This window comes from Streptomyces sp. NPDC003034, from assembly GCF_053591375.1.
In genome coordinates this window covers 18,537-35,004 of sequence record NZ_JBSFTS010000041.1, presented here as the reverse complement: position 1 = coordinate 35,004, position 16,468 = coordinate 18,537, and the positions used below count along the sequence as shown (strand labels likewise).

General features: G+C 71.6%; 13 protein-coding genes. 6 read left to right on the top strand and 7 right to left on the bottom strand.

The annotated features are described in order from the left end of the window. Window positions 1-265: 265 nt before the first annotated feature. Both ACWDX7_RS27220 and ACWDX7_RS27215 read left to right on the top strand, forming a co-directional pair. Entirely contained in the window at window positions 266-1,174 is a 909-nt protein-coding gene (locus ACWDX7_RS27220; protein ID WP_451489381.1) for an SAM-dependent methyltransferase, read from the top strand. 3 nt (window positions 1,175-1,177) lie between these two features. Then, window positions 1,178-2,275, top strand: coding sequence for a terpene synthase family protein (locus tag ACWDX7_RS27215; protein ID WP_451489382.1), 1,098 nt, complete (start codon window positions 1,178-1,180; stop codon window positions 2,273-2,275). A gap of 58 nt (window positions 2,276-2,333) precedes the next feature. On the opposite strand, the gene ACWDX7_RS27210 is transcribed toward ACWDX7_RS27215, so the two are convergent. Genes ACWDX7_RS27210 through ACWDX7_RS27190 form a run of 5 tightly spaced genes read right to left on the bottom strand, consistent with a single transcriptional unit; the run spans window position 2,334 to window position 6,667 of the window. Then, entirely contained in the window at window positions 2,334-3,761 is a 1,428-nt protein-coding gene (locus ACWDX7_RS27210) for a cytochrome P450 (RefSeq protein WP_451489383.1), read from the bottom strand. Beyond that, entirely contained in the window at window positions 3,758-4,378 is a 621-nt protein-coding gene (locus tag ACWDX7_RS27205; RefSeq protein WP_451489384.1) for a GTP-binding protein, read from the bottom strand. Before ACWDX7_RS27205 ends, ACWDX7_RS27210 begins: the two co-directional genes overlap by 4 nt. Further along, a complete protein-coding gene (locus tag ACWDX7_RS27200; RefSeq protein WP_451489385.1) occupies window positions 4,359-4,718 on the bottom strand; it encodes a DUF742 domain-containing protein in 360 nt (119 codons plus the stop codon). The genes ACWDX7_RS27205 and ACWDX7_RS27200 overlap by 20 nt, the downstream gene beginning before the upstream one ends. Then, window positions 4,715-5,119: a roadblock/LC7 domain-containing protein gene (locus ACWDX7_RS27195; protein ID WP_451489386.1), complete on the bottom strand. Its 405-nt coding sequence runs from the start codon at window positions 5,117-5,119 to the stop codon at window positions 4,715-4,717. Before ACWDX7_RS27195 ends, ACWDX7_RS27200 begins: the two co-directional genes overlap by 4 nt. Before the next feature lie 6 nt (window positions 5,120-5,125). After that, the gene (locus ACWDX7_RS27190) at window positions 5,126-6,667 is read right to left on the bottom strand and encodes a sensor histidine kinase (RefSeq protein ID WP_451489387.1); all 1,542 of its coding nucleotides are present in this window, start codon (window positions 6,665-6,667) and stop codon (window positions 5,126-5,128) included. Window positions 6,668-7,319: 652 nt separating this feature from the next. Between ACWDX7_RS27190 and ACWDX7_RS27185 the strand changes: the two genes are divergently transcribed. The 4 genes from ACWDX7_RS27185 (at window position 7,320) to ACWDX7_RS27170 (ending at window position 13,809) form a co-directional block, all read left to right on the top strand. Next, the gene (locus tag ACWDX7_RS27185) at window positions 7,320-7,571 is read left to right on the top strand and encodes a hypothetical protein (RefSeq protein WP_451489388.1); all 252 of its coding nucleotides are present in this window, start codon (window positions 7,320-7,322) and stop codon (window positions 7,569-7,571) included. 109 nt (window positions 7,572-7,680) lie between these two features. Next, on the top strand, window positions 7,681-8,487 hold the full coding sequence (locus tag ACWDX7_RS27180) for an HlyD family efflux transporter periplasmic adaptor subunit (protein WP_451489389.1): 807 nt from the start codon (window positions 7,681-7,683) through the stop codon (window positions 8,485-8,487). Continuing rightward, on the top strand, window positions 8,484-10,778 hold the full coding sequence (locus tag ACWDX7_RS27175) for an NHLP family bacteriocin export ABC transporter peptidase/permease/ATPase subunit (protein WP_451489390.1): 2,295 nt from the start codon (window positions 8,484-8,486) through the stop codon (window positions 10,776-10,778). The genes ACWDX7_RS27180 and ACWDX7_RS27175 overlap by 4 nt, the downstream gene beginning before the upstream one ends. Window positions 10,779-10,965: 187 nt before the next feature. After that, entirely contained in the window at window positions 10,966-13,809 is a 2,844-nt protein-coding gene (locus ACWDX7_RS27170) for an NHLP bacteriocin export ABC transporter permease/ATPase subunit (protein WP_451489505.1), read from the top strand. A 447-nt stretch (window positions 13,810-14,256) separates the two neighbouring features. Here the strand turns inward: ACWDX7_RS27170 and ACWDX7_RS27165 are convergent, their stop codons facing one another. Together ACWDX7_RS27165 and ACWDX7_RS27160 are read right to left on the bottom strand one after the other, a co-directional pair. After that, window positions 14,257-15,474 carry a hypothetical protein gene (locus ACWDX7_RS27165; protein ID WP_451489391.1) on the bottom strand — a complete coding sequence of 406 codons (1,218 nt, stop codon included), beginning with the start codon at window positions 15,472-15,474 and terminating at the stop codon, window positions 14,257-14,259. A 71-nt stretch (window positions 15,475-15,545) separates the two neighbouring features. Beyond that, on the bottom strand, window positions 15,546-16,436 hold the full coding sequence (locus ACWDX7_RS27160; RefSeq protein ID WP_451489392.1) for a hypothetical protein: 891 nt from the start codon (window positions 16,434-16,436) through the stop codon (window positions 15,546-15,548). Window positions 16,437-16,468 lie beyond the last annotated feature (32 nt).

Below are 16,468 nucleotides of genomic sequence, written 5' to 3'. Positions count from 1 at the left end.
GAAGGATCGCGTACGACCTGCCGCCCCGTCCAGAGCAGCGAGCCGTACAGAACAACGGCGAGCACCAGGGACAGTCCGCCGTGCGGCCCGCCACACCGCAGAACCCTTTTTCCATCCTCTGCGGACATCCGTACCGTCCGGGTGGGCTGACGTGGAGCGCGCGAGGTGCCACGATGATCCGTGCTTCAACAGTGCCGGGGCCGGCGCGGCGAGGGCGGCGGCGCCGTGTCCTGGCAGCCCTACGCCACGAAAGGGCGGACACCCCATGCGCGTTACACCATTCGCATCGTCCTTAGACGGCGGCCGAAGCGGGAGCGAGGACGACGAGGTACGGCGCTACTACAGCCGCAAGACGCGGGACATCGTCCACAAGTACGGTCCCGGTCCGCGCGTGCACTTTCACGTGGGGATGTTCGCGGAAGGGTCCCATCCGCACACCACCGTCTCCCAGAGCACACTGAAGCAGCGCATCATCGACGCGCAGGAGGCGATAGTCGAACACGCGGCCCGTTCCTGGGGCGCGTACGAGAAACCGCCCCGCCGGCTCCTGGACATCGGCTGCGGCCTGGGCGGCGCCTCCCTGTACTGGGCGCAGGAGCACGGCGCTTCGGTCACCGGGCTCACCGTCGCGGCCGAACACGTGCCGGTCATCGCGCGCTTCGCCCGGCAGGCCGGGGTCGGCGAACGCGTCACCCCCGTGCTGAGAGACGTACACGACCTGGACGCCGCGCACGCCTACGACGCCGCCTACGCCAATGAGAGCAGCGGCTACACCGACCGGGCCCGGCTCTTCCAGGTCGTCGCCAGGGCGCTGAAGCCCGGCGGCTGGTTCGGGATCCAGGAGCACTTCGTGTGCCGGCCCGAGTGGCGGGAGTTCATCGACGGCTACTACCGCACGCGGCTGGGCACGCGGGAGGAGTACCTGGCGGCGGCCGGGGCGGCCGGCTTCGAGCTGGAGCAGGAGGAGGACGTCACCGACCGGGTGGCGGAGTTCTGGGTGCAGTCCATGGCGTGGAACACCGCCGAACTCGACCGCCTCCGGGCGGGCGGCGCCCCGGCGGCCTGGACCCCGCAGCGGCTGCGCGAGTCCACGATCGTGCACAGCAAGCTCTTCCGGATCTGGCGCGACCACGCGATGGAGACACGGCTGCTGCGCTTCCGGATCGGGGGCTGACCGATGACCGCGACCGCGCGCCCCTCACGGCTGGGCGACCGGCTGCCCGCCTTCTACTGCCCCCTGGACCGCGACCTCGTACACCCCGCGGCGAAGGAGCTGGAAGCCCGGGCCGTCGAATGGCTGGACGCCTTCGGCCTCTACCCCGATCCGGTCGAACGCGCATGGGGCCTGGCCACCCACAGCGCCGAGTTCTCCTGCCGCATCATCCCCGAAGGGGAGGCCGGGCCGCTGCTGCTGTTCACCGAGTGGAACTACTGGGCCAACGCCGTCGACGACTGGCAGGACTCGGGAGCCGGCGAGGTGCGGACGGCCGCCATCGCCGAACACGGCGTACGGCTGCTGCGCACCATCGAGAACCCCGGCGCGGCCGTGCTCCCCGACGGCCCCATGACCCGCGCCCTGGCCGACCTCGTGAGCCGCACCCACGCCGTGCTCACTCCCTTCGAACTGCGCAGGTTCATCGAGGGGACCCGGGACTGGCTGCTCGGGGCGGCCTGGCAGGCGGCCCGGGCCGAGTGCGGGAGCATGCCGGGGCTGAACGACTTCGCCGCCATGGGGCCGCTGGCGAACGGCACGCGCTTCTCCCTGACCTGGTCCGACGTCACGCGCGGGATCCGCTTGCCGGCGGATGTGCTGTACGCACCCGCCCTGCAGGCCTTGACCGACGCGGCGGGTTTCGTCGTCAGCGCCGACAACGACCTGTTCTCGTACGACAAGGACGATCACGTGGAGCCGCGGGAGGTGAATCTCGTCAATGTGATCGCCCACCAGGAGAACTGCCCGCCCGCCGAGGCGGTCCCGCTCGCCGTGGCCCTGCGGGACCGGGTGATGACCCTCTTCATCAGGCTGCGGGAGCAGCTGGCCGCCGGAGCGGACGAACCACTCGCCCGGCACCTTGAGGCGATGGGCCACTACGTCGCGGGCTGCATCGCCTGGCAGAGCCGGGCACCCCGGTACGCCAGCCCGCGCAACCGGTACGAACTGCCGGTCCCGGATGCAGGATTCGACATCCGGTACACCGACGTGCCCAGCGACGCGGCGGCGCGGCCGCCGGAGCTGCCCGCACTGGCCGGGTGGTGGAGACACCTGCGCGCCTGAGAGACGTGCGGGGGCCCCGGCCGGAGCGGCCGGGACCCCCGCACGGGGCGGCGCCGTCTCAGCGCAGGCCGAGCAGGCGGCGCCACCAGGTGCGTCCGCGCCGGGCGGCGGCCGGGGCGGGGCCGGCCCCGGCCGCGGGGCGGGCCGACGGCTGCGGCGGGATCAGCGCGTGCCCGGGGTGCTCTGCGTGCCCGGGGTGACCCGAGGGCTGTTCCGGATGCGGGTACGCCTGCTGCACGGCGCGCGGGGCGAACCGTACCGGCAGGGACAGCAGATGGCGCGACATGAGGGTGCCGCGCCACCGCAGCTCGCTCTCGGCGACGGAGAGCTGGAGGTCGGGCAGCCGGTCGAGCAGCACCTCGATACCGGTGTCCGCGATGGCCCGGCCGATGTCCTGTCCGGGGCACTCGTGCGGCCCGCTGCTGAAGGCCAGGTGCGAGCGGTTGCCGCGGACGGAGACGGAGGGGTCGGGCCGGATCAGCGGGTCGGCGTTGCCCGCCGCCAGGCCGAGCAGGAGCATGTCACCGGCCTTGATCTGCTGGCCGCCGAGCACGGTGTCCCCGGTGGCCCAGCGCCCGATGATCGTGTTGATCGGCGGGTCGTCCCACAGCACCTGCTCCAGGGCGTCGGGCAGGGTCATGTGCCCGCCGGAGAGATTGGCGCGGAAGCGCTGGTCGGTCAGGACGGTCCGCAGGGTGTTGGCGATCAGGTTCGCGGTGGTCTCGTACGCCGCGATCAGGACGACGCGAAGGTGCATGAGCACCTCGGTGTCGCTGAGCTCCGCCGGGTGTTCCAGCAGCCACGAGGCGAGGTCGCGGGCGGGGTCGGACTTGCGCTGCCTGACCAGCTGCTCCAGCGTGGCCGTGACGTAGCGGTCGCTCTCCAGGGCCGTCTCGGTGCCCTGGAGCATGTCGCGGGCCGCGTTGACCAGCCGGGGTCCGTGCTCGTCGGGCGCTCCGAGCAGCTGGGTCATCACCAGCATGGGGAGCTGGTCGGAGAAGGCGGGGACCAGGTCGGCGTGACCGTCGCCGGCGATCCGGTCGACGAGCTGGTTGGCGAAGCGGGTCACGTGGCGGCGGATGCCGCGCCTGTCGAAACGCTGGAGGGATTCCACCACGGCTCCGCGCAGCCGCTCGTGGACGGGGCCGTCGGTGAAATTGCACACCGGCACCCAGGTGACCATGGGGCCCAGCGGGGTGTCGGCGGGTACGCGGCCCTCCTTCATGTCCCGCCAGCCCCGCGGATCGCGGGCGAAGCCCGAGGGGGTGCGCGCCACGTTCAGGTTCTCCCGGTGGCCGAGGACCAGCCAGGCCGGGAGGTCCCCGCTGACCAGTACGGGGGCCACCGGGCCGTGTTCGGCCCGCAGCTTCTCGTACAGGCCCATCGGGTCGGCTTCCGCCTCCGGTCCGTGGAGCCGGCGCAGGCCGCCCGGGGTTCCCGCCGCGTGGGCCGGGCACTCGGGCGGCGGGGTGGGGTTGGTGCTCACATTGCCTCCGGGGTTGCTGCCTGGGAGTGCAGGTAGCGCATGAGGGTCAGCAGGACGTCGCGGGAGGAATCCCGTCGCCTGGCGTCGCAGACCAGGATCGGGACCGCGGGGGGCAGGTCGAGGGCCTGGCGCAGCTCTTCGAGCGGATGACGGGGGGCGTCGGGGAAGGAGTTGACGGCCACGACGAAGGGCACGCCCCGCTCTTCGAGCCGCCCGATGACATCGAAGCTGATTTCGAGCCTGCGGGTGTCGAGGAGCACGACCGCGCCCAGCGCGCCCTCGAAGAGACCGCGCCACAGGAACCAGAAGCGCTCCTGGCCGGGCGTCCCGAAGAGGTAGAGGACGAGTTCGTCGTTGATGGTGATGCGGCCGAAGTCCATGGCCACGGTCGTGGTGGTCTTGCCCGCCACGCCGCTGGTGTCGTCGACGCCGATGCCCGCCTGGGTCATGGTCTCCTCGGTCGTCAGCGGTCTGATCTCGCTGACCGCGCCGACCATCGTCGTCTTGCCGACACCGAAGCCGCCGACGACGACCACTTTGACGGCGGCGGCCGCCGACTGGGGGAGTATGTCCACGCTCCGCGGCCCGGCGGGCAGCTCAGAGCTTTTGTAGTCCATTGATCACTGCCTCGATGAGAGCAAGGTCGGGAAGGTCGGCGGCGGGGACGGGCGGGCGCACGGTCACGCGTTTCGCGGCCAGTAAGTCGCCGACCAGCACGGTGACGGCGCTCACGGGAAGACCGGCGTACGCGGCGATCTCCGCGACCGACAGCGGTGCCTGGCACATCCGCAGGATGGCGGCGTGCTCCGGCTGCATCTCCGGCCGGGGGACCGCCTTGGCCACGACCAGGGTCACGAGATCGAGGCGGGTGGTGGTGGACGGTCCGCTGCGTCCGCCGGTGATGACGTAGAGCCGCTCGGGTGTGCGGTCCTCCCAGGTCGGGGGCGGCTCGGTCACGCGGGCTGCCCGTCGTGCCGGGGCGGGCTGCTCAGGTGATCTCCCATCCGGGTCACGAGGTTGCGCATCTGCGCGCCCATCAGACCCGCGTCGACGCCCTCGTCGGCGAGGACGGCCAGATAGGAGCCGTCGCCCGCGGCCATGAGGTAGAAGAACCCGCCGTCCATCTCGATGACGACCAGGCGCATCCGGCCCTTGGAGTGGGGCAGTTCCGCGGCCACCGCCGCGGCCAGGCTCTGCAGGCCCGCGCAGGCCGCCGCCAGACGGTCGGCCGTGTCCGTCTCGGCTCCGTACTGGGCCACGCACAGACCGTCCGCCGACAGTACGATCACATGCCGCGTCTGCGGCACTCCGATGGCGAGGTCCTTGAGCATCCAGTCCATACTGCTTCGCTGTGTCATCACTGCTTACGTCCCTTTGGTCGCTGAGCCCGACGCGCTGTGGCCGTCGTAGCCGTCGTAGCCCTCGTGCCGGTCCCGGCCGTCCTGCCCGTCTTGGCCCGATGTGCCGACAAGGCCGCTGTGGAAGGCCTCCAGCCACATACCGGGGGCTGCCTCCGGCCCGGTCCGCGCCTCGGCGGCCGTCGGGGCGGCGGGGAAGACGGCACGGTCCTTCCGGCGTCGCTGCGGCAGGCCGGTGGCGGTGCGTTCGCTGACCAGTACGGCCTCGCCCGCGACGGCGGAACGGGCCTCGGGCACCGACAAGTGCTCGACGGGGTGCTGGCGGGGCGCGGGGGTCACTGCCCGCGGCCCCGAGGAGGTCCCGATGCCGTGGGCGAGGCCGGTCGCGGCCGAGGCGGTGGTGATCAGGTTCTGCGGGACGACGACCACCGCCCGGACACCGCCGTACGCGGAGGAGCGCAGGGAGACCTGGAACCCGTACGCCTGGGCCAGGCGGCCGACCACCGCGAGACCGAGGCGCGGCGTTTCGCCGAGGTCGTTGAGGTCGATGCCGGACTGGGCCTGGGCGAGCATCTGTTCGGCCCGCTTGCGGCCCTCCTCGGTCATGTTGATCCCGCCGTCCTCGATCTCCACGGCGATCCCCGACTGCACCTCGACCGCCGTCAGGTGGACCCGGGTGTGGGGCGGCGAATAGCGGGTGGCGTTGTCCAGCAGCTCGGCCAGCGCGTGGATCAGCGGTTCCACCACGGGGCCGAGGACGGCGACCTCGGAGACCGAGTGGAGGTCCACCCGCTGGTAGTCGATGATCCTCGACATCGCGCCGCGCAGGACGCTGTACAGCGTGACCGCCCTGCTCCACTGGCGGCCGGGGCGGGCCCCGCCCAGGACGGAGATGGAGTCGGCGAGCCGCCCGACCAGGGCGGTGCCGTGGTCCAGGCGCAGCAGGTCGCCGAAGACGTCCGGGTCCTGCCCGTGGCGGTCCTCCATCTCGCGCATCTCGTGGGCCTGCTGGTGGACGATCGCCTGCACGCGGCGGGCGATGTTCACGAAGGCGCGCTGCGCCGAGTCCCGCAGGTTCTCCTCGGCTTCGACCGCGTCCACCACCCGGGCCAGCACGGTCTGCAGGGCGGCCCTGAACCGCGGTGTCACACCGGCGTCGTTGCCCCAGCGGTTGCCCCGTCCGCCGCGCCCGCCCAGAGAGTTCAGGACCTCCTCCGGGAGTTCGCCCCTGCGCAGCCGCTCGATGGCGTCGGTCAGTACCACCTCGGAGAGGAGTACGGTCTCGGCCTCCTGCCGGGACAAGGCGTAATGGAGGGAGTCGACTTGGGCGCGCTGGGCCGTCACCGCGCGGCCGCGCCGCACCGCTTCGGCGATGGCCGCGGCGGTGCACAGCGCCCCGAGGGCGATGCAGGCGGTGCGCACCGGCTCCGGCGCGGAGGCCAGCGCTCCGGCCAGGCAGGCGGCGGCGAGCGCCGCGATCGCGGGCAGCAGCCAGCTTATTCCCGCCTCCGGGCGGGAGGTTCCGGGTGGGAAGTCTTGTTGCGCCATCAAGTTCCTCGAAGCATCGAAAGAGGGGATCTTATGACCGGTGGGCGGGAGCATAACGGCGGTGAAATCGCGGAGTTGGCACTTTCGGCAGGGTTCATCGGACCGGAGGAACGATGGCGCGCCCGATGCGTACTGGTGCGCGAATAGCCGGTCCCGCAGGCCGGCTCTTTATCTCCGGCGGCGGCCACGCGGGACCGGATCGCGCCGCGCGCCGCAGGGCGGGGATGTCGACGAGGCGCCGTGGACCGCGGCGCACGGGTGGCGGCCCCGTCGCTCCGTGCCGTCTTCAAAAAACCTCCACATGCTGGCCGCGTCCAGGACGGTTGTCCTGCGCCGTTGCGCGGGATGCCGGATATGTCGCATGCGTTTCGTGGGAGTTCGTCCCGTTAGCTTCCGGGCGCGTACCGGGCGGCCCGTATCTGTTACTCGATCTTGCGAAGAACCTGTCGGCATTCGGTGAATGAAGCTGCACGCCGGTCGCCGGAGGCGCCCACCAGCCCGTGAGGGAGCGTCAACGGGATTGGCTCGGTAGCCCGTTCGCGTGCTTTCATCGTGCGCACCGCGGCGGGCAAATGAATGGCGGGCCGGATTCGAAGGGTCGCCGGCTCCGCCGCGGATAGGGAAACCTTCCGACCAATGAAAGGTGCGCGTCATGCGTAACGACATCGAGACCCGCGAGATCGCCGACGCCGAGCTGGACGCCGTTTCGGGCGGTGTCGTCACCGTGTCCGGTGGTCTGGCCGGCGCCGTGACCAGCGACGTCAGCAGCATCGTGGGCGTCGTGGGCAGCCTCGACACCGCCCAGGCCGCGCACGGTCTCGTCGCTCACGCCCCGGGTCTCGTCTCGGGCATCACGGGCGTTTCGGTGAACACCGGCGCCGTTACCGGTCGCGCCGGTCTCTGAGTGGATATCCCATGAATCCCGGAGCCTCGGTTCCGGGGTTCATGGTTTTCCGCACGTCTGGCCCGTGGCAATGCGGTTGGCGAAGTCGACGCAGTTGAAGGAATAGTCCGTGCAGTTTCGTCAAAAGGCTCTTTCCAAGCTGCAATCGCCCGACGAGCTCGATCTGCCCGTACGCTTCGCGCGCCCGCAGGGGCGGCTCGTGCTGGCCGTCACGGTCGTCGTCATGGCCGCCGCGAGCTTCTGGGCCGTCACCGGCACCGTCTCCTCCAAGCTGAGCGCGCCGGGCATCCTCACCCACGCCGAAGGCAGTTATGTGCTGCAGAGTCCGGTCGCGGGACAGGTGACGGGCGTCCTCGCCGAGGAGGGGCAGCTGCTGTCCCCCGGCGCCCCCCTGCTCAACGTCCGCACGGACCAGGGCGACCGGCCCGTACGCGCGGTGACCGGCGGCCGGCTGACGACGCTGACCGCCAAAGTGGGCTCCGTCGTCACGACCGGCGCCGACGTGGCGACCGTCGAACGGGTGCGGAACCCGGACGACCCCCTCGTGGCCGTGCTGTACGTGCCGGGCGCCAGCGCCGGGGCGATCGCCGTGGGCGCCGCCGTCGACCTCAGCGTCCAGTCCGTCCCCCGGCAGCGGTACGGCATGCTGCGCGGCCGCGTCCAGTCGGTAGGCCGGGTGCCCCAGACCCCGGCGCAGATCAGCGGGTTCCTCGGCGACACCGCCCTCGCCGAACAGTTCTCCCGGCACGGCAAGCCGGTCGCCGTGCTCGTCCGCCTGGAGCGCTCCGCCGCCACCGAATCCGGGTACAAGTGGTCCTCCGCGGACGGTCCCCCGTACGCCGTGGACTCCACCACACCGGTCACCGGCGCCGTCCACCTCGCCGCGCGGCGCCCCGTCGACTGGCTGCTGCCGTGACCGCGCCGCGGCAGGCTCCCCGGGACCGCTCCGGGCCGCCGCCGACGCCCCGCCTGCCTCCCGCCGGACGCCGCCGCCACCGCCCCGAGCCCGGGAGCGGCGCCCGCCGCCGGTCCGCGCCCGCCCCCCGGGTCAAGGCGCCCCGGACCGTACGCACCCCCACCGTGCTGCAGATGGAGGCGGTGGAGTGCGGCGCCGCCGCCCTGGCGATGGTGCTCGGCCACTACGGCCGCTTCGTCCCCCTGGAGGAGCTGCGCATCGCCTGCGGCGTCTCCCGCGACGGCTCCCGTGCCAGCAACCTCCTGAAGGCCGCCCGCGGCTACGGCCTGAAGGCCAAGGGCATGCAAATGGACCTGGCCGCGCTCACCGAGGTCAGCGCCCCGGCCGTGCTCTTCTGGGAGTTCAACCACTACGTGGTCTACGACGGCATGGGCCGCCGCTTCGGCCGCAAGGGCGTCTACGTCAACGACCCCGGCAAGGGCCGCCGGTTCGTCCCCATGGAGGAGTTCGACACCAGCTTCACCGGTGTCGTCCTCACCTTCGAGCCCGACCGGGGTTTTCGCCGCACCGGCCGCAAGCCGGGCGTCATGAGCGCCATGCCGGCCCGCCTGCGCGGCACTTCGGGCACCATGGCCGCCGCCGTCCTGTCCAGCCTCCTGCTGGTGGCCGTCGGGGCGTCGGCGCCCGCCCTGAGCCGCACCTACATCGACATCTTCCTCATCGGGGACCAGACCTCCCTGCTCGGCGTGCTGTTCGCGGCGATGGCGGCCACCCTGGTGCTGTCCGCGACCCTCACCGCGGTCCAGCAGGCCAATCTGCTGCGCGGCCGGATCATCTCCTCCACCCTGGGCAGCGCCCGCTTCCTGCGGCACCTGCTCAGGCTCCCGGTCACCTTCTTCTCCCAGCGCAGCCCGGCCGACCTCGTCCAGCGCCTGCAGTCCAACGACGCGGTCGCCGAGACGCTCGCCCGGGACCTCGCGGCGGCGGGCGTGGACGCCGTGGTGGTCGTGCTCTACGCGGTGCTGCTGTGGACGTACGATCCGCAGCTGACCCTCGTCGGCGTCATGATCGCCCTGCTCAACGTGGCGGCCATGCGGATCGTGATCCACCTCAGGGCCACCGGTACCCAGAAGCTGCGCGCCGAGAGCGCCCGGCTGACCAACACCTCGTACAGCGGTCTCCAGCTCATCGAGACGATGAAGGCCACCGGCGGGGAGAACGGATTCTTCCGCCGGTGGGCCGGACAGCACGCGGTCACCCTCGACGTGCAGCAGCGGCTCGGGGTGCCCAGCGCGTGGCTGGCGATCGTCGCGCCCACGCTGGCCGCGCTCAACAGCGCGCTGATCCTGATGATCGGAGGCCTGCGGGCGGTGGAAGGGCATCTGTCCGTCGGCCTGCTCGTCGCCTTCCAGGCCCTGGTGACCAGCTTCACCGCACCGATCACGCGCCTCAACGGCGTCGCCGGGCGGATCCAGGACTTCGCGGCCGACGTGGCCCGCCTCAAGGACGTCGAGAACTTCCCCGTCGATCCGGTCTACTCGCGGCGCGAGCCGGCACCCGGCACCCGCCGTCTCAAGGGGCACGTGGAGCTGGACCGCGTCACCTTCGGCTACAGCCCCCTGGACCCCCCCTTGCTCAAGGACTTCTCGCTCTCCGTCGGACCCGGGCAGCAGGTCGCCCTCGTCGGCGGCTCCGGCAGCGGCAAATCCACCGTCTCCCGGCTGATATCCGGGCTCTACACCCCCTGGGAGGGAGCCATCCGCATCGACGGCATGCGGTTGGAGGACATTCCGCGCGGCGCGCTGGCCGCATCGGTCTCCTTCGTCGACCAGGACGTCTTCCTCTTCGAGGGGACCGTCCGCGACAACGTCACCCTGTGGGACCCCTCGATTCCGGACGAGGCCGTCGTCGCCGCGCTGGAGGACGCCGCCGTGTACGACGTGGTCGCCCGCCGGCCCGGCGGGATCCACAGCCGCGTCGAACAGGACGGCCGCAACTTCTCCGGTGGCCAGCGCCAGCGCCTGGAGATCGCCCGGGCGCTGGTCCGCCGCCCCAGCGTCATGGTCCTGGACGAGGTGACCAGCGCCCTGGACGCGGTGACCGAGCAGGTCATCATCGACAACCTGCGGCGGCGGGGCTGCGCCTGTGTCGTCATCGCCCACCGGCTGAGCACGGTCCGCGACAGTGACGAGATCGTGGTGCTCGACCGGGGCACGGTCGTGGAACGCGGGCGGCACGAGTACCTGGTCGCCGCGCGGGGCCCGTACGCCGACCTGGTCAAGGAGCACTGAGGTGACGTACCCCCACCACCTCGCCAGCCCTGAGGGGACGCATCCGCACCACATCCCCAGCCCCGAGGCGACGCCTCCGCACCACCTCCCCGGCCCCGAGGCGACCTCCCCGCACCCCGTCGCGAGCACCCCCGCAGCGCCGCCGGGCACGGCCCCCGCCCAGGTCGCCGATCCCGTCGTCGCGGCCCTGGGCGCGCTGGGCACGCCGGTCGACTGCACGGGCCTGCGCAGCCTGCCCCTGGAAGGCCCGCTCGTGCTGTGGCTGGTCGTCCACGGCGAGCTGGACCTGTTCGCCGTCGACGCCGCGCAGGCCGGGCACTGGCACTTCCTGGGCCGCCTGGAGCCGGGCACGCTGCTGCTGGGCCCGGCCGAGGGCCGCGAACACACGCTCGTCGGCCGGCCCCTGCAAGGATGCCGGCTGCGCCGCATCGAGCTGCGGGAGCTGCACCGCCCGCAGTACGGCGCCCCGGGGGACGCCGGGCAGTGGGACGCCGGGCAGTGGGACCCCCACCCCGCCGCGGGGTGGTACGCCGACCTCGACCCGTACGGCCACGCCGGCGGACGGCTGAGCCCCCTGGAGGAGGCCTTCGCGCTCGGCATCGGCCGCGGTCTGCGCGTGCTCTACCAGGCCCCGCTGGACGGTCGCGCCACCGCCGGACAGGGTGGCGGCGACGACGACATCCTGTGGATGCAGATCATCCCCGGCAGCGTGCACTACGGCGCCGCGTACGAGGCGGAGGCGGCCGGAACCCTGCTGGTCGACCCCGCGATGTGGCAGGGCATGGTCGACCAGCAGTACCGGCTGCTGTACGCCCTGGACCACTGGATCGAGCAGCTGGAGCGGGCCCACGAGGACCGTACGGCGGCCGGCATCGAGGCCGGCCGGGCAGCCCGTACCCAGGCGGACCAGGCGCTGCTGGCCTCCATCGACCGCTCCCGCGGCCCCCGCGGCTCCCACCGCTCCCAGGCCGCCGACGCGACCTACGCCGTGTGCCGCCTGGTCGCGGAGGAAGCCCGCATCACCCTGTCGGAGCCGGCCGGGGCGGGCGCCGACTCGGAGCGCGTGGACCCCGTGGAGCGCGTCGCGCTCGCCTCGCGGATCCGTACCCGTGCCGTCAGACTCGACGGGCGCTGGTGGCGGGAGGACATCGGGCCGCTCGTGGGCCGCCGGGAGGAGGACGGGACGCCGGTCGCCCTGCTCTGGCGGCGCGGCCGCTACGAAGCCGTCGACCCCGCCACCGGCACGCGCCGGCGTCTCGGCAACACCGACGCGAGCGCCTTCGAACCGCGCGCCGTCATGCTCTACCGCCCGCTGCCCGACGGACCGGTGAGCCTGCCGGCGCTGCTGCGCTTCAGCCTGCGCGGCACCCGCCCGGAGCTGCGCGGCCTCATCCTCGGCGGGCTGGTCGCGGTGGTCCTCGGCGCGCTGGTGCCCATCGCCACCGGCAAGGTGCTCGGCCAGTACGTACCGCAAGCCGAGAACGGCCTCATCGTGCAGAGCGCCCTCGCCCTCATCGCGGCCAGTGTCGTCTCGGCCGCCTTCATGCTGTTGCAGAACACCTCCATCCTGCGCATGGAGGGCCGCATCGAGGCCACCTTGCAGCCGGCGGTGTGGGACCGGCTGTTGCGACTGCCGACGAAGTTCTTCGCGGACCGCTCCACCGGCGAACTGGCCAGTGCCGCCATGAGCATCAGCTCCATCCGCCGCGTGCTGTCCGGAATCGGCTCGGTCTGCGTACAGGCGAGCAGCGTCGGCACGATGAACCTCGTCCTGCTGCTCGTCTTCAGCGTGCCGCTGGCCATGGTGGCGATCGCCATGCTGCTCGTCATCGCCGCGCTCTTCCTGGGCCTGGGCCTGTGGCAGCTGCGCTTCCAGCGCCGGCTGATCGAGCTCGGCAACAAGCTCAACAACCAGGCCTACCAGACGTTGCGCGGACTGCCCAAACTGCGCGTCGCCGCGGCCGAGAGCTTCGCCTACGCCGCCTGGGCTCGGCAGTTCGCCCGCACCCGCGAACTGCAGCAGCGCATCGGCCGCGTCCAGAACGTCATCACCGTCCTCAACGCGGTCTATCTGCCGCTGTGCACCCTGGTGATGTTCGTGCTGCTGGCCGGACCGGCCCGTGGCACCATGTCGGCGAGCGAGTTCCTCACCTTCAGCACCGCCATGACGATGCTCCTCGCCTCGGTGACCCAGCTGACCGGCGCCCTCATCTCGACTGCCGCCGTGCTGCCGATGTTCGAGCAGATCAAGCCGGTCCTGCGGGAGAGTCCCGAGGTCCGCGGCTCCAGCACCCGGCCGGGCGTACTGACCGGCGCCGTCGAGGCCCGGCAGCTGTCCTACCGCTACACCGAGGACGGACCCCTTGTCCTCGACGATGTCGACGTCGCCGTCCGGCCCGGGGAGTTCGTGGCGGTCGTCGGGGCGAGCGGCTGCGGCAAATCGACACTGCTGAGGCTGCTCATCGGCTTCGACAAACCCCTCTCCGGCAGTGTGCTGTACGACGGCCAGGACCTGGCGGCGCTCGACCAGGCGGCTGTGCGCCGCCAGTGCGGTGTCGTCCTGCAGAACGCCCAGCCCTTCACCGGCTCGATCCTCGACTGCATCCGCGGCGCCGAGACCTTCTCCGTCGAGGAGGCGTGGGAAGCCGCCGCGATGGCGGGCCTCGCCGAGGACATCAAGGCCATGCCGATGGGCATGCACACCATGCTGTCCGACGGCGGCGGCACCGTCTCGGGCGGCCAGCGCCAGCGGCTGATGATCGCCCAGGCCCTCATCCGCAAGCCGCGCGTCCTGTTCTTCGACGAGGCCACCAGCGCCCTGGACAACGAGGCCCAGCGCGTGGTCATCGAATCCACCCGCACCCTGCGCGCCACCCGCATCGTGATCGCCCACCGGCTGTCCACGATCATGGACGCCGACCGGGTGATCGCCATGGCGGACGGCCGGATCGTCCAGCAGGGCCCACCCGCCGAACTGCTCGCCGACACGACGGGCCTCTTCCACGAACTGGTCCGCCGCCAGCTCCGCTGAACGCGGCGGCTGAACGCCGGGCCAACGCGGCGGCACGGACCCCACGCGCACGCGCGCCTTGCGGACCGCAGGTGTCCGCAAGGGGGGCTACTAGTGGGCCCACTCGCGCAGGGCGGCGTGTGGGTCGGGCAGGGTCCACACCGGGTGGCGGCAGAGCAGGACGTCGAACTTCTCCGGGCCCGTGGGCGGCGCGGCGGCACGGGCTTTCGCGGCTGTTCCCAGCTCACTCCCCTGCCGCCCCGGGCGCCCGCCGGGAAAGCGACAGATCCCGGCAGGTTGCGGTCGGTAGACCCTGGCCTGCGCCCAGGCGGCGGTCGAGGCGCGGGGTTGGCCGGCAGGGGCGCCGCGGTCTCGGTTCCTCTCCTCCGCCTCTGCAAGAAAGCCCAGGTCAGCGACCTGGGCTCTCCTTCTCCTCTAGACCCTTGAGGGCCGGCGTGCCACGGGTCGTTACCAGGTGCCGGTGATGGGGGTGTCGCCCGGGTTGCCGTAGACGAAGCTGGTCGCGGTGGATCCGTTGTCGTTCGACAGGAAGAACTTCTGGGCGTTGGGGTCGTAGGCGCCGATGGTGCTGATGCCGTCGCCGTTCCAGTCACCGATCAGGGGCTTCCAGCCGGGGTTCCCGTACATTGCCTGGCCGACGGTGTTGCCAGCGAGGTCACCTTCGTAGAAGGTCGCGTTGCTCGGACGGTAGACGGCCACTGAGTCCTTGCCGTCGCCGTTCCAGTCACCGGCCAGCGGAACGTCACCCGGGTTGCCGTACACGAAACTCGCCGCGGCTGTGCGGTTGTCGTTCGACACGTGGAAGGTGTTCGTCGCCGGGTCGTACACGCCGACGGTGTCTTTGCCGTCGCCGTTCCAGTCTCCGGAGACGGGGATCCAGTTGGGGCTGCCGAACCGGAACGATGTCGCCGTGGTGCCGTTGTCGTTCGACAGGTGGAAATCACCCGTCGCCGGGTCGTACACGCCGATGGTGGCCTTGCCGTCACCGTTCCAGTCACCGGTCACCGGCTTCCAGCCCGGGTTACCGTACTTCGCCCAGCCAAGCGTGCTGCCCTTGTTGTCGGCCTCGTAGAACGTCTGCGTCGAACCGCGGTACACACCCACACCGGTCGGCTTCACGTCGTCGACAATGTTGTCGTAGCGGATGGCCTGGTAGAGGCTGGTCGGCCAGCCCGCCACGGAGCTGCTGTTGATGTTCGCCGAGTACTTGTTGGTCAGGACGCTGCTGTTCTGCTCGGCGTAGTACGTGAAAGTACCCGCTGACTTGTCCTGCCAGCCGCCGAAGAGGATCACGTGGGCGTCGGAGTAGTTCAGGGCGTCACCCGGAAGCAGCGAAGAGTTGCTGATGTCGGACGAGACGTTGGGCAGGGTCCAGGTGGTGTACGACTGAGTCGCATGCCAGGCCATGGACACGTAACCCGAGCAGTCCTCGCGGTAGTTGGTCCCGTGACCGTCGGTGTGCCAGCCCTGCTGGTTGTACGGGACGCCCTGGTCCACCCAGTACTGGGCGCGGGCCATCACCTCGCTGCGAGTGATCTGTCCGCCCTTTGTGGAGGCGGCCTGGGCGGGAGCGGCCGCCACGGCCGTCAGCGCGGTCGCGGCGAGGCCGCCCGAGATCAGGGCGGAGGTGCAGCGCAGGACGGCGGAACGCGTGGTGCGGGACATGGGTCTCTCCTGGCAGGTGAATGGGGGAGCAAGTGGTGCGGTGGTGGTGGTGCGAAGTCGCTGGGCGGGCATCAGCCGGCCAGCATCGTCAGCACGGAGGCGTCCGCGCGGGTGTCGTAGGACGACGGCGCGGCGGAGTCCCACTGGTCGAAGGTGAGGAGCGTCAGTACGGTGCCGCGCTGAACGACGTAGATGTGGTTGGTCTGGGGGCCAGCCGCCGAGACGCCCTGAACCCCGTTCCACCGGCGGGACCATGCACGGCCGTTGTCGATGGTGGCCGTCTGCTGGACCGCGGCGTCGGGGGTCAGTCCGTGCTGCTTCTGCAGTGCCCGGCTGGTCTGGGCACAGGAGTTCATGCCGTCGAGAATCTTCTCGTACGCCGCCTTCGCCCTCGCCTCGTCCTTGAACGAGAGGGAGTTCTGGATGGCCGGGGTCTTGTGCGAGCTGATGAAGGCCTGCTGCCGCCAGTTGGTGGCGCCCGGCACCGATGCGCACTCGTTGAACTGGAAGTCCTGGGACAGGGGCTGGGTGCGGGCCGGTGCCAGTTCCTTCCACTTCTGTTGGGCGCTGTCCGGCAGCTGGGCGGGCTCCACCCGGTCGGCTTCGAGGGCCTCGACGACGACACCGCCGCCCTTGCCGCCCTTGACACCCTGCGAGCCCTTGTCCGTGCCCGTGCTCTTGTCGTCCGTTCCCTTGGCCGCGCCCTTGCCGGCCGAAGTGGAAGGGCTGGGGGTGGCGCTGGCCGCGGGTTGCGCCGACGGCGTCTGTCCCGCGGGGGCGTTCGCGGCTGCGGCGACAGCCGGTGCGCCGTCGGTGCTGGCCGCGCTGCCCGCCGCCGGGCGCAGCGGCGCGTCGGAGGCGTCGGCATGTTGGGCCAGCCCGTAGACGGTGGCGGCGGCGAGTACGCCCGCACTGGCGAGCACGGCGGTACGGACGCGACGGGGCGCGGCGGTGCGGGACATGGCGGGACTCCTGGAAGTGAGCAGGCCGACGA